Here is a 26,598-nt window from a genome sequence, read left to right as displayed (position 1 = left end):
GGGGGCCTGTGCTGCCGCGAACCGGTTGCGCCATCTCGGCGCGTGCGTCACCAGAACGACAGCGGGAGCGCGAGTCCGGAGGCGACCCGACCGGCCGCCTCGGCAAGCGCGTCCGGTGAGTCGATGCCGGGCGGGTCGAGGGCCACCAGGCACAGCGTGTAGTCCGCGCCGATGCGGCACAGGTAACCCGACAACCGCGTGCGCGGCCGGGTACGGGCGGTGAGCCCGGGGTGGATCGCCCTGGCCGCCACGCCGAGGCAGCGGTGCGGGCCGAAATTGCTCAACTGCTCGGGCAGATCGCCGATATTCGAGCAGAGGATGTCGCGTTCCCCCGCGCCCGCGGCCATCCGATGTGCGAGCCTGTCCCCGACGACCTGGAGGATCTCCTCGGGCACGCCGACCGGTCCGGTCATCCGGTGCTCGTAAGCAGCGCGCGCCTTCGCCCGCAGGGTGGCGGGGCTGTCGGTGGGCTCGATGACCACCGAGGTCACCGCGATGTCGTTGGCCACCCGTGGTTCGTCACGGGTGTCCACCGGCAGGCTGGCCTCTATCCCGCCCCATTCGAAACCCACCGCGGTGCCTGCCGTCCGCAGGGTCTCGCCGACCAGCGTGATGAACAGGCTGTTGGCCGTGCCGCCGTGCTCGGCCGCGACCCGGTCCCAGGTTGTCGCGTCGCATCGAGCTGCCACGCTGTGCACCGGAAGCGGCTCACCGGCGCGCAAGGCAGGCGCGGGCTCCGGATGGGGAGCCCGGCGGCGTGGTGCCACTTCGCTATCCGGTATCGCGTCACGAAGCGCTCGGACCGGACGGGCACCCAGACCGCGAACGGCCCGTATCGTCCCGCCGACCACGATCGACCACTGTCGCGCCGCGTCCCGCCACTCCGACTCGGCCGGAGCCGGCGCCGCACAGTCGTCGCCGGGTGAGTCCACGCTGCTCGTCTCGAGTCGAGCCAGTGCCCGGCAAGCCGCGAGAACGAGTCCGCGGGCGTCGGCGAGGACGTGCGAGCAGGTCAGGGCGATGATGGTGCCCCCGTCGTCCAGGGGTGTGGCCGACAGCCGCCAACCTGGGCCGAACTCGGGGTCGAGGTCGGCGCCCTGGCCATCGGCCCAGGCCAGCGCCTGTGCGGCGGTCAGCGGTTCACTCGCCAGCACGAGCGGGTGGGCGCCCTGGTTCCGGCGCCAAGCCGGCCGGGCGCCGGGAACGCGCGAACGGGCCACCCGTCTGCCGAGGTCGCCGGTGCGCAGGCTGGCGTGCAGCCGGTGCAGCAGGTCCGGGTCGACCCGATCGGCCGTGCGCCAGAGGCCCTGCAGGACATTGGGAGTGCCCAGCCCCCGGTGGCCGCGCAAGAAGATCTCGTCGACGACGCCGAGCCGGGCCTCCGGCACCCCGCCCGCGTCGTTCACTCCGCCGCGCCGTGCCTGCCCGCGCCCGCCGCGAAGCGTTGCGCCCCGTCCAGTGCTCCCGCGCTCAGCGCCCCGAGCCCGTGCCGGAACTCGTTGGCCAACGCGCTCGCCTCGTCCATGCCTTCCTGTTCCAGCAGCGACATGCGGTCCGAGCGCAGGCAGACCTGGGGGAGCCGGGCCAGTTCGGCGGCGAGTTCCTCGGCCGCGGCCCGTGCCTGTCCGGCGGGCACCACCCGATCGACGAGCCCGATCCGCAGCGCCTCCCGCGCATCCACCGCACGACCGGTGAGCACGAGATCCATGGCCCGCCCCGCTCCGATCAGCCGCGGCAACCGCACCGTGCCGCCGTCGATGAGCGGCACCCCCCAGCGGCGGCAGAACACGCCGAGCGTGGTGTTCTCCTCGGCGACGCGCATGTCGCACCACAGGGCCAGTTCCAGACCGCCCGCGACGGCGTGCCCGCTGATCGCCGCGATCACCGGCTTGCTCAGCACCATCCGCGTCGGCCCCATCGGCCCGTCGCCCTCGGGTTCCGCGCGATTGCCGCGCTCGGTGCCGAGACCCTTGAGATCCGCTCCCGCGCAGAAGGTTCCGCCGTCACCCCAGAACACCGCGACCGAGGCGTCCGGGTCGGCGTCGAACTGTCGGAAGGCCTCGGCCAGGGCGGTCGCGGTCGGTCCGTCCACGGCGTTGCGGGCGTGCGGGCGGTGCAGGATCACCGTGGTGACCGGCCCCTCACGCTCGACTCGGACGGCGGGGCCGGTGGGATCGGCACTCTCACTCATCGCTCGAACATAGCCCGGATACGTGCTGGTGAGCGACCCCTTGCGCGAAGAAGTGAATCAGTGGTTCACTTTTTGTATGGTGTATCGCCGAAGCCCCGCCATGCAGGCCAGGCTGGACGCTCAGGCGCGGCTGATCGTGCAGGCCGCGACGACGGTGTTGTCCCAGGAGGGCTTCGCCGGACTGTCCATGGCCTCGGTCGCGGCGACCGCGGGCGTGGCCACCGGCACCGTCTACAAGCACTACGAGAACAAGGCCGAATTGGTCACCGCCGTCTTCCGCACGGTGGTCGGCCGGGAAGTCGACGCTGTCGTCGCCGCGGCGTCGGCGTCGTCGGGGAGCGCCACCGAGCGTGTGGTCGCCGCCGTGCGGACCTTCGCCGGTCGCGCCCTGCGCAACCCCAAACTCGCCTACGTGCTGCTGGTCGAACCGGTGGACGCCGTCGTCGACATCGAACGGCTGCACTTCCGCCGCGCCTTCACCGACACCTTCGTCGCCGCGATCGCCGACGGCGTGACCACCGGCGAACTACCCGCCCAGAACCCCGACACCACCGCCGCGGGCCTCGTCGGCGCCATCGGCGAGGTGCTCGTCGGCCCGCTGGCCACCAATCCGCACAACGACAATGTCGTCCGCGAACTCGTCGCCTTCGCCCTGCGCGCCCTCGGCGCCCCGGCCCAGGCCGGACCCATCGCCACTACACCGGGAGTGCCCTATGCCAACTCATGAGGTCTTCAACCAGGCCCCCGACATCACCCCCTTCGACTTCTCGCGCAATCCGGCGCTGCTGGAAGGTCTGCATCGTGAGGGCGCGGGCTGGGCCGAGGACGAGGTGCGCGAACTCGGCGTGCTCGCGGGCGGTCCGCGCGCGCAGGAGTGGGGCAGGCTCGCCAACGAGTACCCGCCCGTCCTGCACACCCACGACCGCTACGGTCATCGCATCGACGAGGTCGAGTTCCATCCCCACTGGCACGAACTCATGACCGTCGCCGTCGAGCACGGCCTGCACGGCGCCCCCTGGCTCGACGCCCGCCCCGGCGCCCACGTCGCCCGCGCCGCCAAGTTCTACACCTGGGGTTTCGCCGACGCCGGGCACATGTGCCCGATCTCCATGACCTACGCCGTGGTTCCCGCCCTGCGCCACAACGCCGAACTCGCCGCCACCTATGAGCCGCTACTCGGTTCGCGCAGCTACGATTTCGGCCTGCGCGAGCCGTCCACCAAGTCCGGCCTCATCGCGGGCATGTCGATGACCGAGAAGCAGGGCGGCTCCGACGTCCGCGCCAACACCACCACCGCCACCCCGCAACCGGACGGCAGCTACCGCATCGTCGGCCACAAGTGGTTCACCTCCGCCCCGATGTCGGACATGTTCCTGACCCTCGCCCAGGCCCCCGGCGGCCTGTCCTGTTTCCTGCTGCCCAGAGTGCTGCCCGACGGCTCCCGCAACCCGATCCGCATCCAGCGGCTCAAGGACAAGCTGGGCAACAAGTCCAACGCCTCCTCGGAGATCGAGTACGAGAACGCGACCGGCTGGCTGGTCGGCGGCGAGGGCCAGGGCGTCAAGACCATCATCGAGATGGTCAACATGACCCGCCTGGACTGCGTGATCGGCTCGGCCACCAACATGCGCGCGGCCACCGTGCTCGCCGTGCACCACGCCCGGCACCGCTCGGCCTTCGGCGCGAAGCTCGTCGACCAGCCCGCCATGCGCAATGTCCTCGCCGACCTGGTCATCGAATCCGATGCCGCCACCACCGTCATGATGCGACTGGCAGGCGCCACCGACCGCGCGAGCACCGACCCCGCCGAAGCCGCCCTGCGGCGCATCGCCCTCGCGATCACCAAGTACTGGGTGTGCAAGCGCGCCCCCATGCACACCGCCGAAGCACTGGAATGCCTGGGCGGCAACGGCTATGCCGAGGAATCAGGCATGCCCCGTCTCTACCGCGAGTCCCCGCTCATGTCGATCTGGGAAGGCTCCGGCAATGTCGCCGCGCTGGATGCCCTGCGCGCCATGGGCCGCCAGCCCGACACCGTGCAGGCCTACTTCGACGAGGTGAACAAGTCCCGCGGCGAGAACCCGCGCCTGGACGACGCCATCGATCGCGTCGGCAAGGAACTCTCCGACCTGTCCGACATCGAATACCGCGCCCGGCGGGTGGTCGAGCTCATGGCGCTCGTTCTGCAAGGCGCGCAACTGGTTCGGCACGGGCACCCGGCCATCGCCGACGCCTTCTGCGCCACCCGGCTGGGCGACGACTGGGGCATCGCCTTCGGCACGCTGCCGGTGGGGGTGGACACCGGGGCGATCATCGAGCGGGCGTTCGTGGACTGAGCGGCTTCTCCGGCCACACCCGGCCCAGTGCCCGGCACGCGCAGTCGCGCCGCAAGGCTTCATTGCCTCGCAACAGGTTTCGACGGCGGCGGGAAGCGAACGGTTCCATCGAGACGGCTGTCGCTGACTCGGATCACGAATCACGGGGTCCCTCGGCCGGTCATCCGTGGACCAGCTCCCGGTTCATCGTGACGAGCAGGCGCACCACCCGACGTCCGCCGACACGGCGACGCCGCTCGCAGCACAGGGCGTTCATCACCTCGACACCGGCCATGAGACCGACATCGTGGGTGAGGAGCACGTCGACATGCGTGGTTTCGGCGGCCAGTTCGTCGGCGGCCGCGCACAACCGCTCGGTGGTGACCCCTCGACAGGGTTCGATGAGGGTCGCCCGGGCCGACGAAAGCGTCTCACCGATCCGGGCGACGAGTCCGGCGCGGACGGCGGATGCCCCCGATGAGCACACGCTGCTGGAAGAGCCCGTCGACATCGTGGCCGAGCAGGAAGGACGGATCGCCGGGATGGGTCGGGTTGATCACGACTCGCAGGCCGGGGGTCAGGAGCTCGACACCCGCGCCGACGGCTACCACCCGGGCCGCTCCCTCGTGCCCGACGATCGGGGACGGGTCGTCGCGGTCACCGCGGACGATCTGGATGTCGGTGCCGCACAGCGACACCTTCTCCGGCGCGACGACGATCTCGCCCCGGCCCGGCCGCGGCGTCGGCCTGCGCCGGACGGACGACCATGAGCCGTCACGAACGATGGCCAAGTGTGTGGCTGTCATCGGGAACGTCCCTTTCGAACTCGAAGTCGGCCGGTAGCCACTGCCGTCGCGCCGGCGAGCGGATCGACGTGACCGGCGCGACATACGTGCACTCGCAGCCCGGCGGGGCCCACGTCGGCGTAGGAGCGGACCTCGGCCAGTCGCGCCGCCAACTCGTTCTCGTATACCCCGGCCAGTCCCTCGGCGACCCCGCCGCCGAGGACGATCAGGTCGAGCTGCGGGTCGGTGGTCCGCAGTGTCCGCACCAGCTCCGCGATGGGTTCGACGATGGTGCGCAGCAGTACCAGCGCATCGGGGTCGCCGACGCGAACTCGTTCACTCAGCTGAGCCGACATCGCGGCGGGTTCCGGCAGGCCCAATGCGGCGGCGACCCGTGGGATCGCGGGGCCCGCGCACAGCGCGGCGATGTGCCCCGTCCCGCCGCAGAGGCACTCCAGGGACCGCACGGCCTCCGGCGCGCTCGTCGCCGCACGCAGATGCCCAACCTCGCCTTGCAGGCCGTAGCCTCCACAGCGATCGCCGACGTCGTCAAATCCGCTGTACGCAAGGCGATTCCGCTACTGATGGTCAGATAGGCGACGCGACGGTCGGTCGGCATCGCCAAACGTCGCACGGCATCGGCCAGTGCGGCGGTGACGTCGTTGACCAGATTCCATGTCACGTCGGGTCTGGCTTGCTCGAGCAGGGCACGCAGCGGCAACCTGGTCGGCAGTTGCCAGCCCCACAGCGGACCCGAGCCGTAGGCGACGCCCAGTTCCTCGTCCAGCGCGGCCCCGCAGGAGATGTCGACGGTGGAATCCGGTGGCGCGGCTTCGGCCAGCATCGCCACCAGTGCCGACACCAGTTCGGCCGGCCCGCTGTGCGGGGATGCGGCTGGGCGAGGGACGACGCAGCACCGCGCCCTCGCCCGCCCGGATCCGTAGCCAGGTGCACATCGACGGCCATCCGTGTGTTCATCCGTCGACCCGCAGCAGTACGCGTCCGTCGGAGAGAGTCGCCGTGACCGCCGTCAGATCGGCGACGCGGGCATCGGCGGGCCCGTCCTCGTCGCCGACCGCGATGCAGAAGCTGCCCGCACGGTGGCCCGCCAGCAGACCGGCCGTCGAGTCCTCGAACACCGCGCATCGCGTGGGCGCCACCGCGAGCAACGCCGCCGCGCGAAGATAGCCGTCCGGAGCGGGTTTGCTGTTCACGGCGTCGTCGGCGGTGACCGCGTGCCCGGGTTCGGGCAGACCGGCGGCACTCAGCCGCCTGCGCATCATCACGGCCGAGGCGGCTGTCACCACGGCCCACCGATGCGGGGCGAGCGCCACGATCAACTCCGCGGCACCGGCGATCGGCCGCACCGGTGCCTGTGTGTGCTGTTCGCGACGGCGGACCCAGAGCACCTCGGCATCCACTTCGGCCGGGGTTGCCGAGGGGAGAACGGTACCGACGATGGCCCGCGCGGTTCGCCCGGGCAGTGTCGCGTACACGAGCGCGGGATCGAGCCGATGGCGGTGCGCGAAATCGGTCCAGGTCTCGTGGATCGAGGCGTGGGAATCCACCAGCGTGCCGTCCATGTCGAACAGCACGGCATCGACTTCGACGGTGTGCGAACGGTGGCGGACTCTGCCGCCGCTGTGCAGGCTCATCGCGCCGCGGGGGAGGAGGCGAACCTGTTGCCCGCGAGCCGGACGAGGGCCAGGTCGTCATCGAGCGGCCTGCGCAAGGACTGATTCCCCGGATCGGTGTCGAGCACGACCGTGTCGGCTCCGAGTGCGGCCAGGAACCGCAGGTCCTCGGCGATCTGTTCGACCCGAACACCGCCAGCAACATGCAGACGATGGCGCGATCGACGGGGACGGCCTGCGCCTCGTGCGCGGCCTTGCCGAGAGATGGGGTGGACATACCTGCCCTTCCGGTGAGTAGGGGTGCCTGCGAGGCGTTCAGTCGGTCGCGGCAGCGGTGACCAGGTCGGTGGCCTCGACAACAGCGCAGCCCCAGGTGAATCCGACGCCGATTCCGGTGAGCACGATCCGATCCGCGGGCCGTAGCTCACCGCCGGCGGTGAGCAGGTCGAGCCCGAGCAACGGGTCCGCCGCGCCGGTGTGGCCGATGTCGTGGCCGAGTTCGACCAGCGTCTGCCGGGGCCGGATCTTCAGCGGCTCGAAACACTGCTTGCGCAGCAGCACATCGCCGAAGTTGGGCACGATCCAGGTCCGCACGTCGTCGTGGTGGATGCCGGCGTCGGCCAGAGCGATTTCCGCGCATCGCGACAGCGCGGCGGCGTTGCGCGTCCAGAATTCGTCGATCGAACGGTGCTCGGTGAATCCGGCGACGCGGCCGCGTAGATCCAGCGGCAGCGCCTCGCGATACGCGGGCATGTCCATGCCGTCGTGCCCGCGATGCATCTGCTCGAGCGCCGGGTCGCTGACCACCGACGTCGACGGCACCCGGAAGGGACCTGGTTCGGGCCCGACAACCGCTGCCGCGGCCCCGTCGCCGTAGACCAGTCCGCTGTCGGAGGACCATCGATCGAACAACGGAAGCGCCCACACATCGGACGCGGTGACCAGGCCGCATCCGGTGCCGCCGAACCACCGTCCGATCATTTCCATGCCTTTCCCTTCCGGTAGTTGACCCCCGTCTTCACGCCTACGCCGGCGTCGACGAGCCCGACCAGTGTGGTGGGCACACGTATGTAGGGCGTGCCGCGCCGATAGAGGCTGGCCGCCAGCCCGACCACGTCGAGTAGCACGCCACCGCCGATCGCGACGACCGGTTCGCGGCGCCGGTCGATGCCGAAGGCGTTCATCGCGTCGACGACTGTTTCGACCGACGCCCACTCCTTGACCGACTCGTCGGCCCGCATCGCGAGAATCTCGGTGCGAATACCATTGCGGGCGAACCATTGCCCGGGTCAGCGGCCCCGGGGGTACATGGTGACGACGGAGCCGTCGAGGTTCGCCGCGAGATACGCGCCGCCGTAGTCGTCGGAGAGGTACACCAGCAAGGTCGGTTTGTCGTCGTTGAAGGTCCAGGCCGGTTCGACGATCACGTAGCGCAGCGTCGGATTCGGCACGCCGAGTTCCGCGTTCGCGGTGGCGAACAGGGCGGGCAGGACGTTCCAATCGATGCTGCCGAGGCGGATCGTCGCATCGTCGTCGTCGAGTTCGCCGCCCGCGCCCTCGCGGGTCGCGACGCCGTCGCGATAGCTGTACTCGTCGTACAGGCCGGGCTGTGTCGCCAGCGGCGCACTGGCGTTGGCGAAGTTCGGGTAGACGGTGAACTCGGTGAACTCGGTCCCGCCCGTCAGCTGTTCCAGTGCCGTCACGGCCGCACGCATCCCGTCCGGGGTCAGCAGATCGGCGGTGTTCGCGCTCTCCGTCGAGTCGACTGCGGTGATCTGCGCACCACCGGTGGGACGCGAACCTGTGGTCCCGGGACCGCCCGGCACGGTGATCGTGGTCGTCCCCGTGGCCGACGACTCCGTCGTCCCCGGACGCAGCAGCACCGCCGCGGTGACGACGGTGGCGACGGTGATCACCGCCGCCGCGGCCAGCCCCGCCCGTGCGGCGGACGACAGCCCGCTACGGCCGGGTGGGTGACCGGAAGTGCCCGGCCCAGGAGGGGTGTATCCGGGCGGCCCGGACGGATATCCGCCCGAGGGGCCGGTGAATTCGGGCGAGGCGTATCCGAAGGTTGCCGGATGGGGAGTCGAGACGAGGTCCGGCCCCGAGTTCACGGGGTACGCACTCGGCTCGACGCGATACGGTCCCGGCAGCCCTGGGCCGGTGACGACCGGCTGCGAGCCGGAGACCGCCGGCTGCGGGCCGGACATCGCCGGACCCGGCCCCGGCCATGGTCGATCCCCGGTGATCGCCCGTGTCAGCAGCAGATCGAGTTCCTCGGTCGATGGCCTGCGCTCCGGCTGCGGCACCAGCACCGCGCCCAACGCCGGGGTCAGCGGCCCGGCCAGCCGCGGCGCGGGCACGGTGCCCTGCAGAACCGCCGCCAGCGTGGCGACCGTGGTGTCGCGGCGCATCGGGTGATAGCCCTCGACCGCGACGAACAGCAGCAGTCCCAGCGACCACAGATCGGAGGCCGGGTTGCCCTCCTGCCCTGCCAGCCGCTCCGGCGCCACATAGTCGAGCGAGCCGACCAGATTGCCAGTGCCGGTGAGACCTGTGGCGTCGTGCAGCGCGGCGATACCGAAATCGGTGAGCACGGGCGAACCGTCCTCACGCAGCAGCACATTCGCGGGTTTGATGTCGCGATGGAGAACACCGACCTGATGGGCGGCGCGCAGGCCCGCCAGGATGCCGCGCCCGATCCGCGCCGCCTCCTCCGGCGAGATCGGACCGTCCGCGAGTCGATCCGACAGCGAACGCCCGCGCACCAATTCCATGACGATCCACGGATGCGCGGGCGGTGCCGAGTCGACGATGTGATGCACCGCCACCACGTTCGGGTGCCCGATCCGTGCCAGCGCCCGCGCCTCGCGCAGCACCCGTTCCCGCTGCACGCCCGGGGCGCCCGCGGAACTGTCCGGATCGGCGGGCCGCACCTCCTTGAGCGCGACCTCCCGATGCAGGACGAGGTCGTAAGCCCGCCACACCGTGCCCATGCCGCCGCTGCCGAGCGGCCCACGCAACTCGAAACGACCGTCTACCACCACCGGCTCGGGAACCACGGCGCAAGCCTATGGGGGTGGCCACCCGCATGCCAGAGCGCCACCCGCTGACCGCGCCCCGGACCTCCTTGCGGCAGACATTCGGATCGCCGACCTGCGCCATCCATCCCGACATGCCGGTGTATCGCGGAGCGTGCGACCGAGTCTTATTCGGCTTCCATGACACGACGATTCGGGTTGTAGCGGAATACCGTTTCCGGGGTCAGGAAGCTTTGCCCGCCGAAGTCCAGGCTCGGATTCTGTCCCGACCACCAGACAGCTTGGACAGGCTTGCCATCGGATAGGAACACGGTGGCGTGGGGGCTGACAAGATCGGAGTTGCTGCTTCGCCGCGGCAGTCCGTCGAAGCACGCCAATGTGAGGTCTGTCCCGGACTCTCTCTTCAGGTGCGCATCCGTCATGGCGGAGGCTATGAAGATCACTCGGTCCCAGTTGGATGACCATCCGGCGCTGCTCGTCATCTCGGCCAGGGTCGTGACCGGGACTTGCTGATCCACGGCTTGGTTGAAGACTCGGATCAACTCCTTGGGAGGTCCGAGTGGTGTTTCGGTGCTCTGGAGGTCGAAAACCTGTGACGGGCAGGCGGCAGCACTGGGTTCGGAATCGTCTGCCCGGCATCCTGTGACCGCCAGGGTCATCGACATCGCTACTGCTCCGAGCAGGGCAACGGGAGGTCGCACCTCAATTTCCTTCCGGCATAGGGATGTCAGCACCTGGCAGAATTGCGTTCGTGCCGGGCGCCACGGAATTACTGAAGGCGATCTGCCCACCACCGGGCGTATCTTGGATGACAATCGCCTGGTTGTTGTTGATCGCCTCCAAGACCTTCTGCTGCAACTCCTCCGAGCCGGCATTCATATTCTGTGATCCGATGTTTCGGCCGACCTCGTTGTTATAGAGATCCATGGCTTCGCGCGCCGCGGGGTTGCTGCCGATCATCTCGTGTGCACTCGCGAAGGTGCTCGTCCACTCCGGGCCGAATTCCTGGGTCATGCGCGCATTCCAGTACATGTGGCGGAAGGCGTCCGAATGACCGTCGGCAAGTGACTTCTTGTTGTCGGTGGAATCGAGTTCGGGAAAAGCGGTTTCGGCCGCCAGGGTGGCCTCGTCCTGGATGTCGTAGAACTTCTTCAGGTTGTACACGCCCTCCGGCGGTGTACCGGCGAGGCGGATCAACGCCTGGGCTTCCTCCTGCGTCATCGCCTTGGGCTCGATATCCGGCTTGAAGGTCCGGATTATGTCGAGTAAGGCGCCGGACGGGAAGACTACCGTCGTGTCGGATGCGGAGACCTGATACTCCTCGAGGATGCGAGCCAGCTCGGGATCGCTCGGCGTCGCGATCAGAGCTTCGCGGACCTCGTTCGGCAGTTGCTCGAGCACGAGATTTATCTCGGCGTTGTACTCGAGGTCGGCCGTCCAGATGTCGTTCAACGCTCCCTGTAGAGCCGACTGGAACGCGCGGCGCGTGCGCTCGACGGCGTATGCCTTTGTGACTCCGGTGAGCAAGCTGTCATTCATCCAGTCCATCACCGACTTCTTCGACAGGACCTGACCATCGTCGGTGTAGAAGAGCTCGTATTCGGACGCTTCGATCAGTCGGATGGTGTCGACGATGGTGGACTTCGCCGACCGGAAGATGGAGGCGACTGCCTGGATCGGCGCTTTCATCGAGTCGATCGCATCGACGGTGGCGAGCGCGTTTCTCCGGTCGGTGTCGAATCGGGTCCGCATCGCGTCCCCCGCCTCGCTGTCGAAGTAGTCGCGCGAGTTCTGCACGTCACGGTTCGCTGCTTCGACATCGGTTTCGATGGTGTTGGCGAGCGAACCCAGCTCGGTGGGTAGCCGCTCGGCGGGGCTGATCGTCCATCCCAGCACAACGGGGATCGTGAAAGGACTCTCATCGGTCACCGTGGCCCCATCCGTTCGATCGACTTGGCGTTGGCGCCGTCCTGCGTCTCGTAAGTAGCGGCAGCGGTATCGATCTCGTCGGCAACCGCGCGCATCTGCTCCGCGTGATAGCGGACGACTCGGTCCAGCGCGCCGAGCACCTCCTGCACCCGGGTGAACGTCTGCGAAGGATTGGTGCCATCACGTGCCGCGTCTCGGGTCTCCTTGGCCAACGGCTGATGCCCTTCGACGATCCCCGCCTGCCATCGCAGCCGTGTCCCGAGTTCCCGCATCTCGACCGGATCGACGTTCACCACACACCCCGTGAATCCTGTTGCGCGCGAACTGCCTCATGCGCCAGACGAGCATTCGCCAGCGCCGCGGTATGCGCCCGCTCGTGACTTTCCGCGACGAGCCGAGCGAACTCCTCCGCCCCGCGTTCCATCGCGAACTCCGTCAATCGCAGGCCGGTGATGGCGCCGTAGAGGTCCACCTCCACGTAGACCGCGCCGTTCGACGAGTATGCCTCGCCACGGACGCTACCGACCGCCGCGTCGAGTTCGGTGACGCGCCGGGCCACCTGGTCCAGATCCTCATGCATCGCGGCCCACCGAATCCCGAGCCTGCGACTCGAAGATCTGCACGGCCCGGTCCATCGCGGAGGAGTGCGCGATTCGATGCTGTTCGGCCAGGACAGCGGCCAAGCGCTCGGGACCGTCGTCCATGGCGTAGTCGGCGACGTAGAGTCGCGTGATCCGGCCGCCCGGATCGGTCTCGATGGCGACACTCCTGTCGGTGGAACTCGATTCGCCTCGGACCGACGCGATCCGCTGATCCAACTCGGTGTCTTGTCTCCCCGTACTCACACCCCACCCTGCTTCCAGCTTCTCCGGGGACGGCTCACAGCGCCACCCCCGCCGCAAAATGTATACCGTCTTCCGTGGCGGGTGGTCATCCTGAGAGGCGGAGGCGGGCCACGACCGACGCAGGCCAGGACCTCCCGTCACGGCCGCCACGTCGATTGGGTTGACATGTGGCACAGAGAATTCAGCCGGGTCGGAGTATGACCGCAGGCTCGGACTCGGCTGACTGCGCGCCTACCGCTTGGCGGTGCGGTTGAGGTGCTCGGTGTGCGCATTGTGGGCCGACAGTGTGCAGAGACCTTCCGGGCCGAGTGTGATCGGGCGCAGGCGATCGCCGATGAAAGGCAGCAGGGATGCCGGCGAGAAGGCGAGACACAGCACTGCGCCGACACGCTTGCCCCCTTGGTAGGCGAAACTATTCACCGTCCGGTCGGGCCGGGGTGGAAGTCTCGTCGAACCCGCCGAGGATGCCGAGAAAGGCGCCTGCGGCAGGCGTGCTTCCGGTGGAACTCCAGACGACCCATTCGACGCGGGTCGGCGCGTCGATGATCTCGACGGTGGCGACGCCGGTCAGTTGCGGGGCGTAGGTGGAGGCGAGCAGGGCGATGCCCAGACCCTGGGCGACCAGGCGGGCCATCAGCGCATCGACCGTCGACACTTCGAACGCGACATCGCGATTCAACCCGGCTGCGGCGAAGGCCAGGTCGGACTGGTTGCGGCCGGGGGTGCCCGCGGGCAGGTCGACGAAAACTTCGCCGGCGAGCCTGCGTAGGTCGACCGCTGTTTCGGCGGCCAGCGGATGGTCCGGTGCGACCACGGCGACCAGTGGGTCCCTCGCGAGTTCGCGGGCGGCGACCCCGGCCGGGTGAGTGGTGGCGGGCAGGCCGAGGAATGCCACATCGAGTTCCCTGTCGTGGACCTGACGAATAAGTGTGTCGCTGCCGCCCACCCGCAGACTGATCCGCGCCTGCGGGTAACGCTGCCGGAACACGCCCAGCGCGCCGGGGACATCGACTGCCGCGACGGTCGGGATCAGGCCGACGCGCAACGGCCCGCGCACCTCCCCGATCGCGGCGGCGACCTCGGCGGCGGCGCGATCGGCGGCGGCCAGGAAGGCCGCGCCCGCCGCGGTGAGCCGCACGCGGCGACTGGTGCGTTCGAACAGTCGCGCGCCGAGTTCGCGTTCCAGCCGCGCGACTTGATGGCTGAGGGCGGACTGGACCACCCGGCAACGTTCGGCGGCCCGGGTGAAACTGTTCGTTTCGGCGACCGCGACCACGTATCGCATCTGCTGGAGCTCCATCCGATCAATCGTGAATGAAGATCGATCGTGTGACAACAATGTGTTGGACTCATCAATTGGGTGCGGCCGAGACTGTCGAGTATGAAAACGTCAGTAGCGCAGCCGGTTCGAGGGTCGGCCGGGCGCACCGCCGTGACCGCCGTCGCCCCGGTGGTGTGGGGCACGACCTACGTGGTCACCACCGAAGTTCTGCCACCGGGCCATCCGCTGTTCGCCGCCCTGATGCGCACCCTGCCTGCCGGGCTCGTCGCGCTGGCCGTGGCGCGGACCCTGCCGCGCGGCGCGTGGTGGGGTAAGGCGGCGGTCCTCGGTGTCTTGAACATCGGGGCGTTCAACGCGCTGTTGTTCGTCGCCGCTGAACGCCTGCCGGGCGGTGTCGCCGCCACAGTGGTGGCGGGGCAGCCGCTGCTGGTCGTAGCGCTGGCGGCGGTGGTGTTGCGGGAGCGACCCGGTGCGTGGCGGGTGGCCTGGGGTGTGGCAGGCGTCGTCGGCGTCGGACTCGTGGTGCTCGGTCCGGCAGCGGCGCTCGACGGCGTCGGGATCGCCGCAGGGCTCGGCTGTGCGGCGACCATGGCCTTGGGGCTGACTCTCACCAAACACTGGGGGCGACCCGCGGGAGCGACACCGACCGCGTTCGCCGGCTGGCAGCTCGCCTCGGCAGGCATCTTCCTGCTACCCCTCACGCTTCTGATCGAAGGGCCGCCGCCCGCGATAGGGCCCGCCGCCGGGCTCGGCTACCTGTGGCTGGGTCTGGCCGGTGGCTTGATCGCCTATGTGCTGTGGTTCCAAGGCATCGTCACCCTGCCGGTCACGTCGGTCTCGCTGCTCGGCCTGCTCTCGCCCCTGGTCGCCGCTATCGCGGGCGCCGCCCTCCTCGGCCAGCTGCTCGGCCCCGTCCAGATCGCGGGCTTCGGACTCACCCTCGCCGCGATCGTCGCCGGACAACTACCTCCGCCCGCTCGCTCACACAGCGTCCAACCGGTCAGCGCATAGGAAGGTCACGATGACTGTGAACAGGACCGTATTGGTCTCGGGGGCAACAGGAAACCAGGGTGGCGCCGTTGCCCGGGCACTGCTCGGTGGCGGCTGGCAGGTGCGGGCAATCGTCCGCGACCCGGCCGCCCGCGCTGCTCGGAGTCTCGAGAAACTCGGTGCCCGGCTCATTCCCGGCGACCTCGACGATCCCGGATCCTTGCGTGATGCCGCGCGAGATGTGCACGGAGTGTTCAGCGTGCAGCCCTCCGACATGAGCGCACCGGATCCCGAGCTCGAGGTGCGCCGGGGCAAGAACCTCGCCGCCGCGGCGGCCGCAGCGGGCGTCGCGCATCTGGTCTACAGTTCGGTCGCCTCGGCCGATCGGGCCTCCGGAGTCGCGCACTTCGAGACCAAGCGTGAGATCGAGTCCCACATCGAAGCCCTCGGTGTGCCCGTCACGGTGCTGCGGCCGGTGTACTTCATGGAGAACTGGCGGTATCTCACGACTCGGGACGCAGACGGTGAACGAGTCGTCTCGATCCCTCTCGACGCGGATACGTCGCTGCAGATGATCGCGGTGTCGGATATCGGGCGCATCGCCGCTGCCGCCTTCACCGATCCAGCCGGTCATCTCGGCGAGAGCATCGAGATCGCCGGGGACGAATGCACAGTGGGGGAGATCGTCGAGAATTTCGCTGCCGTGGATGGTGTACCGACGCGGCTGCGGCGGCTGCCGATCGAACAAGTGCGTTCGGAAGCAGTCGAATTCGCGAGGATGTACGAGTGGTTGAACGCGCATGGCCATCGTGCCGACATCGCCATGGTCCGCGGTCGCTATCCGGGGATGCAGACCTTCGATGCGTGGGTGCGCAGCACATCGCACGCGGGTTCTTCGAAGTGATATCGGCCCATCGCACCTGCCGCACAGGAATGAGCAATGGATACGCTCGGTACCCCGATGTCGTCGAGATACATACGCGGGCAACGCTGTGCGGAGTTCGCTGGTGGCGATGGCGGGGTTGGCCAGGATGCGCCGGAACAGGGCGTCGTGCGGGTTCGACGGTGTCACTGCCTTGGGCGGCACGCTTCCGGCTGGTCGCTGCGTGGACCGGTGGTCGCGGGTTTGTGTCTGTGCGCTCGGCTGCTCTGTGGGCAGGTCGATCGGGTGGCTGTTCGTTCGCCGACCTCGGGAGGTTGCGGAGTGGAGCGGAGGGCAGGGCGTACCCCGTACCGCGTGGGGTACGGGTTCACCTGACGCGCGCCACCTCGGTCGGCCGGCTCCGTTTCGCTGTCGGTCGGTGTGAACGCGGGCCGGGGATTACTCGGCATGTGGCAGTACCAGCAGGAGTGCGAGTACTACAACGGTTACCGGTTCTGCTGGTGACAGGAGTGCTGCCCGGCGAGTTGCCTCGCCGGGCATGTGCCGGAGCGGTCGCCTACCGCTTACGGTGACTCTGTGACCGGCACAGCGTGGGAGACCTCGATCTCGGTTTTGGCTGCCGCCGTGGAAGAAAGGTCGTCCGGGGCGGACCGGCGGTATCTCGTGGGTATCGCGGGCCCGCCCGGCGCGGGCAAGTCCACGCTGGCGGCAGCCCTCTGCGCGGCGCTGAATTCCCGCGACGGTCGGCGGATCGCCGAGATCGCGCCGATGGACGGCTATCACCTGCCCAACGCGCGCCTCGACGCGATGGGCAGGCGGGCGGCGAAGGGCGAGCCGGACACCTTCGACAGCGTGGGGTATGTCGAGAACCTGGCGCGGCTGCGGGAGACGCCGCTGGGTGAGCCGGTCGCGTGGCCCACCTTCGACCGCTCGCTCGACGAGCCGACGCCGGCGGGCGTGGTGTTCGGCGGCGAGCGCATCGTCGTCACCGAGGGCAATTATCTGCTCGTCGACGATTCCGCGCTCGGCGCCTGGCGAGGGGTGCGCGCGCTGCTGGACGAGTGCTGGTATCTGGACGCGGAGCGCGAGGTGCTGACCGCGCGCCTGCTGAGCCGCCACCGGGACGGCGGGCGAACGGACGAGGCCGCGCGCGAGAAGGTCGAGCACAGCGACCTGCGCAACGCCGAACTCGTCGCCGCTACCCGCGCGCGTGCCGACCTGGTCCTGCGGGCCGATGGTGACGGCTACGTGGTACTCGATCGGTGATGCCCGGCGCGTAAGCCACCGGGAGCCGCCGTTCGGGCGGACCATGAATGCCATGGCCGAGTCGCGTCCCGCCTCTCCCCGGATCCGTGCCCTGCGCCACGGTGCCGCGGTGCTGTTCGCGTTGCTGCTGTTCTACGGCGTGCCGGTGGACAGGTGGCCGGGTACTTCCCTGGCCGGTGTGGTGGCGACGGTGGCTTTCGTGATCGGTGTGCTCGGCTTGCTGTGGCTGGTCGCCCGGCAGATCCGCCGGTACCTGGACGCGCCGGAGGGCACGGATCGGCGGGTCGACGGGATCCTGCTGCTGCTCGTGGTGGTGATCGTGTTCTTCGCGCAGTTCTACTACCGGCTCGAGGTGCACGATCCTGCCCAGTTCGACGGGCTGCGCACCCGGACCGACGCGCTGTACTACACGATCGTCACGCTCGGCACCGTCGGGTTCGGCGATGTCCAGGCGTCCGGGCAGGCCGCGCGCATCGCGGTCATGATCCAGATCGTGTTCGACCTGATCGTGATCGGGACGCTGCTCGCGGTCATGACGACGAGCATCGTGCGCCGGGTGGAGGCGGGCCGTCGCACCGCCGACGGGGGACCCGGCGCCACCGGGGACCGGGCCGAGGACGACGGCCGGGAGTGAACCGGCCGGGGCACGCTCAACGGTGTGCCGCAACGAACTGCCGGGCTACCGATTGATCGTCTCGTCGCTGGGCTTGGCATACTTGCTGCCGAACAGGGGGGCTCAGCCGCCCTGATCCGAGGGTGTCTCCAGGGGGTGGCGATCAGTTATGTCTGTAGCGGCGCGTGTAGCGCTGATTCTCGTGATGTCTGTGAGCGCGGTGGCGTGCTCGGCCGAAGCATCGACACCGTGGACGCCGCCGGATCCACCCCCGGCAGAGACGGTCACCATCTTCGGACGGCCGGTTCCCGCCGCGGATTACGCGAAGCTGGAACTCGCCGAGCAGGTGCGGGCCGTCGATCCCTGCGCCTTGCTCGACCCGGAGTACTTTCGCGGACTCGGCACGGTCATTTCCGCCGGGCCGGACACCCAGTTGGAGGATTGCCAGATCCGGGTCGAGATCCCCGGCAGTTCCGGTGCGAGCATCCGGGTGAATCTCTCCAGCTACGAACCGTATTCGGATGAGGAAACGGTGACTATCGCCGGTGAGACGGTGGCGATCGTCAAGCACTCCGGCACCGGGTGTGACGTGAAGGTTCCGATGCGGTTCAGGTCTTCGGCGTCATCGGCCGAGCAAACGGAGGTGCCCGACATCGTGGAAGTGCCACCGGTGCCGTATCTCCTGCTCACGGCCCTCGGATTTCCCGCCTCGGTGGGTGGCAATTGCGGCGTCATCCGGGAGACGACCATACGGATATTGACGATGTTCGCCGAGGACCGGGTGCCGCTGCGCAGCCAGTCGCCGGCGAAACTCGCACTGGCGGATCGTAGCCCGTGCGAAATTCTCGAGCACATGCCGGACAACGTTCCCGCCGAACGCTTCGACGTGACCACCGAACCCTACGACTGCGAATGGTGGAGCGGGAAGAACATCATCCACATGACGTTCCTCCTCACCAGCCCGCAGGGGGCGTTGCGACCCTACGGCGAGGGCCAGGTGGTCGAAACCATCGCCGGCCATCCGGTGTTGGTCGAGACGAAGACGAGCCTCGGCGAGCAGAGCTGCCTCTTCCGGTTCCCGGTGGGGCCGACCTACGAGCACGGTATGCCCGAGAAGGATCACGTCGTGTCGGCAGGACAGTTGTCGGGCGTCTGCGAGGTCACGCGCGCGATCATCCCCACGGCGCTCGAGTTGTTCGGGGTCGATCGATGATCCGGCGACGAGTTCTGGCCGTTCTCGCCGCGGCCGCGTTGGCAGGCGGATGCACGGTGGAAGGTTTCGCCGTGTCCGAGGGCACCGGTTATCGCGGATCGGCCGGGCCCGACCGCGCGAGGGCCGCCGAGGTGATGAGCGACTCCGACACTATGCGGCAGATCGACCCCTGCGGCATGCTCGACGAAGAGGCGATCATCGCGCACGTCGGCACACCCCGCTACTTCGGCGCGGACCACGAACCCGACGCCTGCGTCGTGCGTTTCGACTCCACCACCACGACCAACGGGGTGGGCAGTGTCTCGGTTCTCCTGTCGATCACCCCCGACCGCGCCGGGCAGGAGATCAAGATCGCCGACCGCACCGCGCACGTGCTGGACAGCGGCACGCGTTGCCACATCACCGTGTACTTCAACGACATCCGGTCGTTCTTCTACTCGATCGACGGCTCACCCGACGGGGACCTGTGCGGACAGTTGCGCCGGATCGTGACGGACTCCGAGCCGTTGTTCTCGACGAGACCGTTGCGAGCGGAATCGACGCGCATGCCGCAGACGCTGGGATGGCAGCGCGACCCGTGCGCTGCGCTGAACACCGCATACGATCCCGATCAGCGATTCGCCATCAGTGCGCTGAGCCCTTTCGTCTGCGACTACAAGCTCGGCTTCGATCATGTGCCGACCGATATCAACCGATACAAAATCGCTTATATGCACAAGCCGGTGAGCGTGGCGACTCACGTCCAGTCGCACATGCGGCGATTGCGCATCGTGGGCGTCGACGCGACCGAGGAGACCAGTGCGAACGACTACTGCATGATCGAGATCAGGGTCGGAGCCGACCGACCCTTCCCCGTCGTCGATCACAACGGCGACACCGAGCCGTGGATCGAGTTGCTTCGAGTGACCGGACACAGCTGTACCGAGACGCGGCGGATCGCGGTGCTCGCGGTGAAGGATTACCTCCGAGAGGAGTGAGCCTCGGCCGGGCGGTTCGTCTCGGCTCCGCGGAACAGGCCAGGCTCAGCGGTGTTCGCGGTACCAGCGGATGAGGGCGTCGGTGGAGGAGTCGTCCTGGGGCTCGGGATCCTCGGCGGCGGACAGCAGCGGGGCCAGGGCGAGGGCCTGCTGCTTGCCCAGCTCCACGCCCCACTGATCGAAACTGTCGATGCCCCAGATGGTTCCCTCCACGAACACCTGGTGCTCGTACAGGGCGATGAGCTGGCCGACCACCGACGGCGTGAGCTGCGGGGCGAGGATGGTGGTGCTGGGGCGGTTGCCGGGCATCACCTTGTGCGGGACGACCTTCGGGTCGGCGCCCTCGGCGGCGATCTCCTCGGCGGTCTTGCCGAAGGCGAGCACCTTGGTCTGGGCGAACAGGTTGCTCATCAGCACGTCGTGCATGCTGCCGGTGCCGTCGGCGGTCGGGAGATCGTCGGTGGGGCGGGCGAATCCGATGAAGTCGGCGGGGATGAGCCGGGTGCCCTGGTGCAGCAGCTGGTAGAAGGCGTGCTGGCCGTTGGTGCCCGGCTCGCCCCAGAAGATCTCGCCGGTGGAGGTGGTCACGGGGGTGCCGTCGGCGCGCACGGACTTGCCGTTGGACTCCATGGTCAGCTGTTGCAGATAGGCGGGGAATCGGGCGAGATCGTTCGAATAGGGCAGCACCGCCCGGGATTCGGCGCCGAAGAAGTTCGAGTACCAGACGCCGAGGAGGGCGAGCAGGACCGGGGCGTTGGCCGCCAGCGGCGCGGTGGCGAAGTGGGTGTCCACGGTGTGCATGCCCGCAAGGAATTCGGCGAAGCGCTCCTTGCCGATGGTCGCCATCACGGACAGGCCGATGGCCGAATCGACCGAGTAGCGGCCGCCGACCCAGTCCCAGAAGCCGAACATGTGCGCGATGTCGATGCCGAAGGCCACTACCCGCTCGGCATTGGTGGAGACCGCGACGAAATGCTTCGCCACCGCCTCCTCGCCGAGTGCGGCAACCAGCCAGCGACGGGCCGCGGTGGCGTTGGTGAGGGTTTCCAGCGTCGAGAATGTCTTGGACGCCACGATGAACAATGTGGTCGCCGGATCCAAGCCGTCGAGTTCGGCGATGAGATCGGCGGGGTCGACATTGGAGACGAAGCGCGCGGCGATGCCCGCGTCGGCGTAGTGGCGCAGCGCTTGGTAGACCATGACCGGGCCGAGATCGGAGCCGCCGATGCCGATGTTCACCACCGTGCGAATGCGCTCGCCGGTCGCGCCGCGCCACTGTCCCGAACGCAGCGCGTCGGTGAATTCGCCCATGCGGCGCAGGACTTCGTGCACCTGCTCGCCGGCGTCCTCGCCGTCGATGCGCAGCGACTCGCCCTCGGGCAGGCGCAGCGCCACATGGCCGACGGCCCGGTTCTCCGAGGTGTTGATATGGGCGCCCGCGAGCATGGCGTCGCGGTGCTCGGGGACCTGCGCCTCGTGCGCCAATTCGACCAGCAGTGCGAGGGTTTCGCGGGTGACGCGATGCTTGCTGTAGTCGATGTGCAGGTCGCCGACCCGTATCGCCAGCTCGCGGCCGCGCTCCGGGTCCTCGGCGAACAGCTCCCTCAGGTGCCGTCGCGCGAGAACGCCGTGATGATCGTGCAGTTTCCGCCAGGCCGCCGATGCGGTGATGTCGCTGCTCACGCCGCCGAGGTTACTCATAGCCGCCCGGGCATGCACGGGCAATGCTCACCGGCGGCGGCGACGACGGGCCATGGACAGGGACAACGGTGCGAATCGAGGTGAAATCCCCGTGCGAAGCCACAGTCTCCCGAAGCCCGAGCTGTCTAGGCTGGCGTCATGGTGTCCGAACGCGAACTACTCGAATTCGTCCCGACGCGACTGTGGATCGGCGGACCCGTCGATGCCACCGGCGGCGCCACCTTCCCCGTGCACAATCCCGCCACCGGGGAGGTGATCACCGAAGTCGCCGACGCCACCCCGGACGACGCGCTGCGCGCTCTCGACGCCGCGACAGCGGTCCAGTCCGAATGGGCGGCCACCTCCGCCCGCGAGCGCGGCGAGATCCTGCGCGCGGTGTTCGAGGCGATCACCGCGCGAGCGGAGGAATTCGCCCTGCTGATGACCCTGGAAATGGGTAAGGCGCTGCCGGAGAGCCGCAACGAGGTGCGCTACGGCGCGGAGTTCTTCCGCTGGTTCAGCGAGGAGGCGGTGCGGGTGCACGGCCGCTACCAGCACGCACCCTCGGGGACCGGGCGAATCATCGTGCACAAGCAGCCGGTGGGGCCCGCGCTGGCCATCACGCCGTGGAACTTCCCGCTGGCCATGGGCACCCGCAAGATCGGCCCGGCGCTGGCCGCGGGATGCACCATGATCGTCAAGCCCGCTTCCGAGACGCCGTTGACCATGCTGCTGCTCGCCCGGCTGTGCTCGGAGGCCGGTCTGCCCGACGGGGTGCTCTCGGTGATCACGACCAAGCGTTCCGGGGCGGTCACCGGCGCGCTGCTCGACGACCCGCGGCTGCGCAAGCTGACCTTCACCGGCTCCACCGAGGTCGGCAAGAAGCTGGTGGAGCAGTCCGCGGGCAAGCTGCTGCGCACCTCGATGGAACTCGGCGGCAATGCGCCCTTCGTGGTGTTCGACGACGCCGATGTCGACGCCGCGGTGCAGGGCGCGGTGCTGGCCAAGCTCCGCAACGGAGGCGAGGCGTGCACGGCGGCCAACCGGTTCCACGTGCACAGCGCGGTGGCCGAGGAGTTCATCGACAAGTTCGTGGCGGCGGTGCGGGACTCGGTGCGGATGGGGCCGGGTGCGGACCCGGAGACCACGCTGGGGCCGTTGATCAACGCCGACCAGCTGGCCACCGTCACCGATCTGGTCGAGGACGCGGTCGCGCTCGGCGCTCGGGTCCGGCTCGGTGGTTCGGCGCCGGGCGGTGCGGGCTGTTTCTACCCGGCCACGGTGCTCGACCAGGTGCCGGAGAAGGCCCGCATCCTCGACGAGGAGGTCTTCGGGCCGGTGGCGCCGATCGTCACCTTCGACACCGAGGACCAGGGCCTGGCCGCCGCGAACGACACCCGTTACGGGCTGGTGGCCTACGTCTACACCCGTGATCTGGATCGCGCGCTGCGGATCGCCGAGGGGCTGGAAACGGGCATGGTTGGGGTGAATCGGGGCGTCATCTCCGACCCGGCCGCGCCGTTCGGCGGCGTCAAGGAATCCGGCTTCGGCCGGGAGGGCGGTTTCGAAGGCATCGAGGAGTATCTGTCCACGAAGTACATCGCGCTCTGAGCGCCCGTCCACGAGGCGATACCCGCCGTTCGGACGGCACAGCACCGCCCACGAATCGAGGGTCGCAGTCCGATACGGACCGCGACCCTCGTGCGTGAGTTCGTGGTTGCTACCTGCCGAGACGGCCGCGGCCCAGACGCAGCAGCAGCATGGCGAGGGTGTGGCCTTCCTGACCCAGCTCGCTGAAGCGCTCCAGCACCTTCATCTCGCGGCTGTGCACCAGGCGCGGGCCACCCGAGGCCATCCGGGTGCGGCCGATGAGGCGGGAGATCTCGGTGCGGCGCTTGATGGCGGCGAGGATCTCCGCGTCGAGCCGGTCGATCTCCTTACGGAGTTTGTCGATCTCCGCCTCTGACTGCGGCAGTGCCGAGTCGGACCCGGTGGGCGGCTGCGCCGCATCCGACCCGGTGGTCGTGGCAGGGGTGCTCATATTCATCTCCTCGTGTCAGAACGTGGATCGGCGCGCGTGTGTTGCGCGTTACCGACCCGTTCTTTCACCGTGAAACAGACCTGGCGGGTTCCATACTCCCCCCAGTAGTACGCGCTCAGCCACCGGATGCGTGATCTCGGTCGCCGCCGAACCGTCAACACGGACGCATCGTGGCCGAACCGATACGCGTCGGCCAGTCTGCCATGGCTTCCGAACAATGCAAAACATGTCATTTTGCAAATTCGTCGAGCACCCGCTGCGGAGGGGACGGGGCGTCGCGCCTGTCGGTGTCCGCCGGTAGCGTGGACGGGCAATGGACATGACGGCGGCTCCCCAGACGACAGCTCCCCAGACGGGCGCTCCCCAACCGAACTCTACCGGTCGCACACTGGCCGAGCGTGCCCAACAGCGCGCCGACGAGCTGGCCCGCAGGCATGCCGAGGAGCGGCCCTCCGAGGAGCAGACGCGGTGGCGCGCCGAGCGGGAACAGCAGCGCGCCGACCGGGTGGAGAAGCTGCTCGACGGGCTCAATCCGCAACAGCGGGCCGCGGTCGTGCACGCGGGTGCGCCGCTGCTGATCGTGGCAGGCGCCGGATCGGGCAAGACCGCCGTGCTCACCCGGCGCATCGCCTACCTGCTGGCCGCCCGCGATGTGTCGCCCGGCCAGGTCCTGGCGATCACCTTCACCAACAAGGCCGCCGCCGAGATGCGTGAGCGCGTGGCCGGGCTGGTCGGCCCGCGCGCGGCCACCATGTGGGTCTCGACCTTCCACTCCAGCTGCGTGCGGATCCTGCGCACCCAGGCCGCCCTGCTGCCCGGCCTGAACTCCAACTTCTCGATCTACGACGCCGACGATTCGCGCCGTCTGCTGACCATGATCAGCCGCGACCTCGAGATCGACGCCAAGAAGTACTCCGCGCGCCTGCTGGCCACCGCCATCTCCAACCTCAAGAACGAGCTGATCGACCCGGACCGGGCCGCCGCCGAGGCCGCCGGGTCCGCCGATTCCGAGTTGCCCGTCCTGGTCGCCCGTGTCTACGCCGAGTACCAGGCCAGGCTCCGCGCGGCCAACGCGATGGACTTCGACGACCTCATCGGCGAGACCGTCGCGTTGCTGCAGAACCATCCCCAGGTCGCCGAGTATTACCGCCGCCGCTTCCGGCATGTGCTCGTCGACGAGTACCAGGACACCAATCACGCGCAGTACGTGCTGATCAGGGAACTGGTCGGGCTCGCGCCGAAGACCGGGGACCAGGCCGCGGACGAGCACACCGTGCCGCCGAGTGAACTGTGCGTGGTGGGCGACGCCGACCAGTCGATCTACGCCTTCCGCGGCGCCACCATCCGCAATATCGAGGAGTTCGAGCGCGATTTCCCGGACGCGGAGACGATCCTGCTGGAGCAGAACTACCGCTCCACGCAGAACATTCTCTCCGCCGCCAACGCGGTCATCACCCGCAATCAGGGCAGGCGTGAGAAGCGGCTGTGGACCGATTCGGGCGAAGGCGAGCCGATCGTCGGATATGTCGCCGACAACGAGCACGACGAGGCCGCGTTCGTCGCCCGTGAGATCGATCGCCTGGTCGACGCCGGCGAGGCGAGCTACAACGATGTCGCGGTCTTCTACCGCACCAACAACAACTCCCGGGCGCTGGAGGAGACCTTCATCCGCCTGGGCCTGCCGTACAAGCTGGTCGGTGGCGTGCGGTTCTACGAGCGCAAAGAGGTCCGCGACATCGTCGCCTACCTGCGGGTGCTGGAGAACCCCGACGACGCGGTCAGCATGCGCCGCATCCTCAACACCCCCCGCCGCGGCATCGGCGACCGTGCGGAAGCCTGCGTGGCCGTGCACGCCGAACAGCGCGGGCTGAGTTTCGCCGCGGCGCTGCGCGATGCCGCCGAGGGCAAGGTGGCGTTGCTGAACACGCGCGCCCAACGCGCCATCGCCGGATTCCTCGAACTGCTCGGGGAGATCAGGGCGGCGGGCGAACAACCGGACGCCGACTTCCCCGATGTGGGCGCGGTCGTGGAAGCGGTGCTCGACCGCACCGGCTATCGCGCCGAACTGGAGGCATCCGACGACCCGCAGGACGGCGCTCGCCTGGACAATCTGAACGAATTGGTCAGCGTGGCACGCGAATTCAGCGCGGGCGCCTACGACGACGCGGTCGCGGCGCGTGAAGAGGGGCTGCTGCCCGAGCAGGGGGAGGGTGAGCCCGATCCAGGGTCGCTGGCGGCGTTCCTGGAGCGCGTCTCGCTGGTCGCCGACGCCGACCAGATTCCCGACGAGGGGTCCGGCGTGGTCACCATGATGACCCTGCACACCGCCAAGGGCCTGGAGTTCCCGGTGGTCTTCGTGACCGGCTGGGAGGACGGGCAGTTCCCGCATATGCGCGCGCTCGGCGACCCGGCCGAACTGGCCGAGGAGCGCAGGCTCGCCTACGTGGGCATCACCCGCGCCAGGCAGCGTCTGTACTTGACCCGCGCGGTGGTCCGCTCGGGCTGGGGGCAGCCGGTGTCGAATCCGGAATCGCGGTTCCTGCAGGAAATTCCCGGCCACCTGATGGACTGGCGCAGGCTGGAACCCGCGAACTCACCCGGGATGCGCCGGCGCGGGGACACCGACGGCATGGAGCGGGACTGGACGCGCGGTGACGGCTGGCCGGAGTCGCGCGGCGGAACGCGTCGTGGACCGGCCAGGCCCGCGCCGGGCAAGTCGCGCGCCACCTCGAATCTGGTTCTCGCCGTGGGTGATCGGGTCAGCGACGACAAGTACGGGCTCGGCCGCGTGATCGCCGTGGACAATGTCGGGACGATGCAGACCGTGACCATCGATTTCGGCGGAGACGTGGGCCGGGTCCGGCTCATCCCGCAGCACAGCAGGACGCTGGTCAAGCTCTGAGCCCGGCCGGG

Annotated in this window: 27 protein-coding genes; 10 read left to right on the top strand and 17 right to left on the bottom strand. The window is 68.8% G+C overall.

The features are described from left to right. Positions 1-47: 47 nt before the first annotated feature. Positions 48-1,406, bottom strand: a complete 1,359-nt coding sequence (locus ON26_RS23220) for a hypothetical protein (protein ID WP_245545994.1) — start codon at positions 1,404-1,406, stop codon at positions 48-50. Next, positions 1,403-2,191 carry a crotonase/enoyl-CoA hydratase family protein gene (locus tag ON26_RS23215; RefSeq protein ID WP_040798498.1) on the bottom strand — a complete coding sequence of 263 codons (789 nt, stop codon included), beginning with the start codon at positions 2,189-2,191 and terminating at the stop codon, positions 1,403-1,405. The genes ON26_RS23220 and ON26_RS23215 overlap by 4 nt, the downstream gene beginning before the upstream one ends. A 76-nt stretch (positions 2,192-2,267) precedes the next feature. Between ON26_RS23215 and ON26_RS23210 the strand changes: the two genes are divergently transcribed. Together ON26_RS23210 and ON26_RS23205 are read left to right on the top strand one after the other, a co-directional pair. Further along, positions 2,268-2,918, top strand: a complete 651-nt coding sequence (locus ON26_RS23210) for a TetR/AcrR family transcriptional regulator (protein WP_040798554.1) — start codon at positions 2,268-2,270, stop codon at positions 2,916-2,918. Then, on the top strand, positions 2,905-4,527 hold the full coding sequence (locus tag ON26_RS23205) for an acyl-CoA dehydrogenase family protein (RefSeq protein ID WP_040798496.1): 1,623 nt from the start codon (positions 2,905-2,907) through the stop codon (positions 4,525-4,527). The genes ON26_RS23210 and ON26_RS23205 overlap by 14 nt, the downstream gene beginning before the upstream one ends. 160 nt (positions 4,528-4,687) lie before the next feature. On the opposite strand, the gene ON26_RS34725 is transcribed toward ON26_RS23205, so the two are convergent. From ON26_RS34725 to ON26_RS23145, 13 genes are all read right to left on the bottom strand, one after another. Continuing rightward, positions 4,688-4,876: a hypothetical protein gene (locus tag ON26_RS34725; RefSeq protein WP_245545992.1), complete on the bottom strand. Its 189-nt coding sequence runs from the start codon at positions 4,874-4,876 to the stop codon at positions 4,688-4,690. A gap of 61 nt (positions 4,877-4,937) precedes the next feature. Then, complete coding sequence (locus ON26_RS34720; protein WP_245545990.1) at positions 4,938-5,312, bottom strand: alcohol dehydrogenase catalytic domain-containing protein; 375 nt, start codon at positions 5,310-5,312, stop codon at positions 4,938-4,940. Continuing rightward, complete coding sequence (locus ON26_RS34715; RefSeq protein WP_281032408.1) at positions 5,309-5,809, bottom strand: ROK family protein; 501 nt, start codon at positions 5,807-5,809, stop codon at positions 5,309-5,311. Before ON26_RS34715 ends, ON26_RS34720 begins: the two co-directional genes overlap by 4 nt. Before the next feature lie 456 nt (positions 5,810-6,265). Continuing rightward, positions 6,266-6,946 carry an HAD-IA family hydrolase gene (locus tag ON26_RS23190; protein WP_051027407.1) on the bottom strand — a complete coding sequence of 227 codons (681 nt, stop codon included), beginning with the start codon at positions 6,944-6,946 and terminating at the stop codon, positions 6,266-6,268. 294 nt (positions 6,947-7,240) lie between these two features. After that, complete coding sequence (locus ON26_RS23185) at positions 7,241-7,912, bottom strand: 3-oxoacyl-[acyl-carrier-protein] synthase III C-terminal domain-containing protein (protein ID WP_083884307.1); 672 nt, start codon at positions 7,910-7,912, stop codon at positions 7,241-7,243. Next, a complete protein-coding gene (locus ON26_RS32545) occupies positions 7,903-8,166 on the bottom strand; it encodes a dehydroquinate synthase/iron-containing alcohol dehydrogenase family protein (protein WP_083884306.1) in 264 nt (87 codons plus the stop codon). The genes ON26_RS23185 and ON26_RS32545 overlap by 10 nt, the downstream gene beginning before the upstream one ends. 48 nt (positions 8,167-8,214) lie before the next feature. Next, the gene (locus tag ON26_RS23180; RefSeq protein WP_218000621.1) at positions 8,215-9,987 is read right to left on the bottom strand and encodes a serine/threonine-protein kinase; all 1,773 of its coding nucleotides are present in this window, start codon (positions 9,985-9,987) and stop codon (positions 8,215-8,217) included. Between the two features lie 146 nt (positions 9,988-10,133). Then, positions 10,134-10,631: a hypothetical protein gene (locus tag ON26_RS23175; RefSeq protein WP_157171987.1), complete on the bottom strand. Its 498-nt coding sequence runs from the start codon at positions 10,629-10,631 to the stop codon at positions 10,134-10,136. Between the two features lie 37 nt (positions 10,632-10,668). Further along, a complete protein-coding gene (locus tag ON26_RS31790; RefSeq protein ID WP_051027403.1) occupies positions 10,669-11,895 on the bottom strand; it encodes a DUF6973 domain-containing protein in 1,227 nt (408 codons plus the stop codon). Then, positions 11,892-12,188 (bottom strand): type VII secretion target, encoded by a 297-nt coding sequence (locus ON26_RS23165; RefSeq protein WP_157171986.1) that lies wholly within the window; start codon positions 12,186-12,188, stop codon positions 11,892-11,894. The genes ON26_RS31790 and ON26_RS23165 overlap by 4 nt, the downstream gene beginning before the upstream one ends. Beyond that, a complete protein-coding gene (locus ON26_RS23160) occupies positions 12,185-12,475 on the bottom strand; it encodes a YbaB/EbfC family nucleoid-associated protein (protein ID WP_040798492.1) in 291 nt (96 codons plus the stop codon). Before ON26_RS23160 ends, ON26_RS23165 begins: the two co-directional genes overlap by 4 nt. Continuing rightward, positions 12,468-12,740 carry a hypothetical protein gene (locus ON26_RS23155; protein WP_157171985.1) on the bottom strand — a complete coding sequence of 91 codons (273 nt, stop codon included), beginning with the start codon at positions 12,738-12,740 and terminating at the stop codon, positions 12,468-12,470. The genes ON26_RS23160 and ON26_RS23155 overlap by 8 nt, the downstream gene beginning before the upstream one ends. Before the next feature lie 412 nt (positions 12,741-13,152). After that, positions 13,153-14,040 carry a LysR family transcriptional regulator gene (locus ON26_RS23145; RefSeq protein WP_040798488.1) on the bottom strand — a complete coding sequence of 296 codons (888 nt, stop codon included), beginning with the start codon at positions 14,038-14,040 and terminating at the stop codon, positions 13,153-13,155. Positions 14,041-14,121: 81 nt separating this feature from the next. Here ON26_RS23145 and ON26_RS23140 point away from each other — a divergent pair, with 81 nt between their 5' ends. The 6 genes from ON26_RS23140 to ON26_RS23115 all read left to right on the top strand — a co-directional run bounded on the left by ON26_RS23140 (position 14,122) and on the right by ON26_RS23115 (position 19,964). Next, positions 14,122-15,033, top strand: coding sequence for an EamA family transporter (locus ON26_RS23140; protein WP_174375437.1), 912 nt, complete (start codon positions 14,122-14,124; stop codon positions 15,031-15,033). 10 nt (positions 15,034-15,043) lie between these two features. Beyond that, complete coding sequence (locus ON26_RS23135) at positions 15,044-15,916, top strand: NmrA/HSCARG family protein (protein ID WP_040798486.1); 873 nt, start codon at positions 15,044-15,046, stop codon at positions 15,914-15,916. 555 nt (positions 15,917-16,471) lie between these two features. Then, positions 16,472-17,161, top strand: a complete 690-nt coding sequence (locus tag ON26_RS23130) for a nucleoside/nucleotide kinase family protein (protein WP_040798484.1) — start codon at positions 16,472-16,474, stop codon at positions 17,159-17,161. A gap of 52 nt (positions 17,162-17,213) precedes the next feature. Further along, on the top strand, positions 17,214-17,795 hold the full coding sequence (locus tag ON26_RS23125) for a potassium channel family protein (RefSeq protein ID WP_083884305.1): 582 nt from the start codon (positions 17,214-17,216) through the stop codon (positions 17,793-17,795). A gap of 349 nt (positions 17,796-18,144) precedes the next feature. Further along, the gene (locus ON26_RS23120; protein WP_157171984.1) at positions 18,145-18,987 is read left to right on the top strand and encodes a hypothetical protein; all 843 of its coding nucleotides are present in this window, start codon (positions 18,145-18,147) and stop codon (positions 18,985-18,987) included. Positions 18,988-19,058: 71 nt separating this feature from the next. Beyond that, positions 19,059-19,964, top strand: a complete 906-nt coding sequence (locus tag ON26_RS23115) for a hypothetical protein (RefSeq protein ID WP_157171983.1) — start codon at positions 19,059-19,061, stop codon at positions 19,962-19,964. A 45-nt stretch (positions 19,965-20,009) separates the two neighbouring features. On the opposite strand, the gene pgi is transcribed toward ON26_RS23115, so the two are convergent. Then, entirely contained in the window at positions 20,010-21,647 is a 1,638-nt protein-coding gene (pgi, locus tag ON26_RS23110) for a glucose-6-phosphate isomerase (RefSeq protein WP_040798544.1), read from the bottom strand. 156 nt (positions 21,648-21,803) lie between these two features. On the opposite strand from pgi, the gene ON26_RS23105 reads away from it, so the two are divergent. Further along, entirely contained in the window at positions 21,804-23,255 is a 1,452-nt protein-coding gene (locus tag ON26_RS23105; RefSeq protein ID WP_040798481.1) for an NAD-dependent succinate-semialdehyde dehydrogenase, read from the top strand. 109 nt (positions 23,256-23,364) lie between these two features. On the opposite strand, the gene ON26_RS23100 is transcribed toward ON26_RS23105, so the two are convergent. Continuing rightward, positions 23,365-23,685, bottom strand: coding sequence for a chorismate mutase (locus ON26_RS23100; RefSeq protein ID WP_040798543.1), 321 nt, complete (start codon positions 23,683-23,685; stop codon positions 23,365-23,367). A gap of 313 nt (positions 23,686-23,998) precedes the next feature. On the opposite strand from ON26_RS23100, the gene ON26_RS23095 reads away from it, so the two are divergent. Continuing rightward, the gene (locus ON26_RS23095; protein WP_040798479.1) at positions 23,999-26,587 is read left to right on the top strand and encodes a UvrD-helicase domain-containing protein; all 2,589 of its coding nucleotides are present in this window, start codon (positions 23,999-24,001) and stop codon (positions 26,585-26,587) included. Positions 26,588-26,598: the final 11 nt, after the last annotated feature.

It is taken from the genome of Nocardia higoensis NBRC 100133 (assembly GCF_000308595.1).
Taxonomy (GTDB): domain Bacteria; phylum Actinomycetota; class Actinomycetes; order Mycobacteriales; family Mycobacteriaceae; genus Nocardia; species Nocardia higoensis.
Note: the sequence above shows the minus strand (reverse complement) of the source record. Positions and strands in the feature narration are given on the sequence as shown.

Bases quoted from the DNA above. Each gene is read 5' to 3' on its own strand.
- ON26_RS23215 (WP_040798498.1), bottom strand. From the start codon at position 2,191: ATGAGTGAGAGTGCCGATCCCACCGGCCCCGCCGTCCGAGTCGAGCGT.
- ON26_RS23210 (WP_040798554.1), top strand. From the start codon at position 2,268: ATGGTGTATCGCCGAAGCCCCGCCATGCAGGCCAGGCTGGACGCTCAG.
- ON26_RS23205 (WP_040798496.1), top strand. From the start codon at position 2,905: ATGCCAACTCATGAGGTCTTCAACCAGGCCCCCGACATCACCCCCTTC.
- ON26_RS34720 (WP_245545990.1), bottom strand. From the start codon at position 5,312: ATGACAGCCACACACTTGGCCATCGTTCGTGACGGCTCATGGTCGTCC.
- ON26_RS23190 (WP_051027407.1), bottom strand. From the start codon at position 6,946: ATGAGCCTGCACAGCGGCGGCAGAGTCCGCCACCGTTCGCACACCGTC.
- ON26_RS23185 (WP_083884307.1), bottom strand. From the start codon at position 7,912: ATGGAAATGATCGGACGGTGGTTCGGCGGCACCGGATGCGGCCTGGTC.
- ON26_RS32545 (WP_083884306.1), bottom strand. From the start codon at position 8,166: ATGCGGGCCGACGAGTCGGTCAAGGAGTGGGCGTCGGTCGAAACAGTC.
- ON26_RS23175 (WP_157171987.1), bottom strand. From the start codon at position 10,631: ATGTCGATGACCCTGGCGGTCACAGGATGCCGGGCAGACGATTCCGAA.
- ON26_RS23160 (WP_040798492.1), bottom strand. From the start codon at position 12,475: ATGCATGAGGATCTGGACCAGGTGGCCCGGCGCGTCACCGAACTCGAC.
- ON26_RS23145 (WP_040798488.1), bottom strand. From the start codon at position 14,040: ATGGAGCTCCAGCAGATGCGATACGTGGTCGCGGTCGCCGAAACGAAC.
- ON26_RS23140 (WP_174375437.1), top strand. From the start codon at position 14,122: ATGAAAACGTCAGTAGCGCAGCCGGTTCGAGGGTCGGCCGGGCGCACC.
- ON26_RS23135 (WP_040798486.1), top strand. From the start codon at position 15,044: ATGACTGTGAACAGGACCGTATTGGTCTCGGGGGCAACAGGAAACCAG.
- ON26_RS23125 (WP_083884305.1), top strand. From the start codon at position 17,214: ATGGCCGAGTCGCGTCCCGCCTCTCCCCGGATCCGTGCCCTGCGCCAC.
- ON26_RS23105 (WP_040798481.1), top strand. From the start codon at position 21,804: ATGGTGTCCGAACGCGAACTACTCGAATTCGTCCCGACGCGACTGTGG.
- ON26_RS23100 (WP_040798543.1), bottom strand. From the start codon at position 23,685: ATGAGCACCCCTGCCACGACCACCGGGTCGGATGCGGCGCAGCCGCCC.
- ON26_RS23095 (WP_040798479.1), top strand. From the start codon at position 23,999: ATGGACATGACGGCGGCTCCCCAGACGACAGCTCCCCAGACGGGCGCT.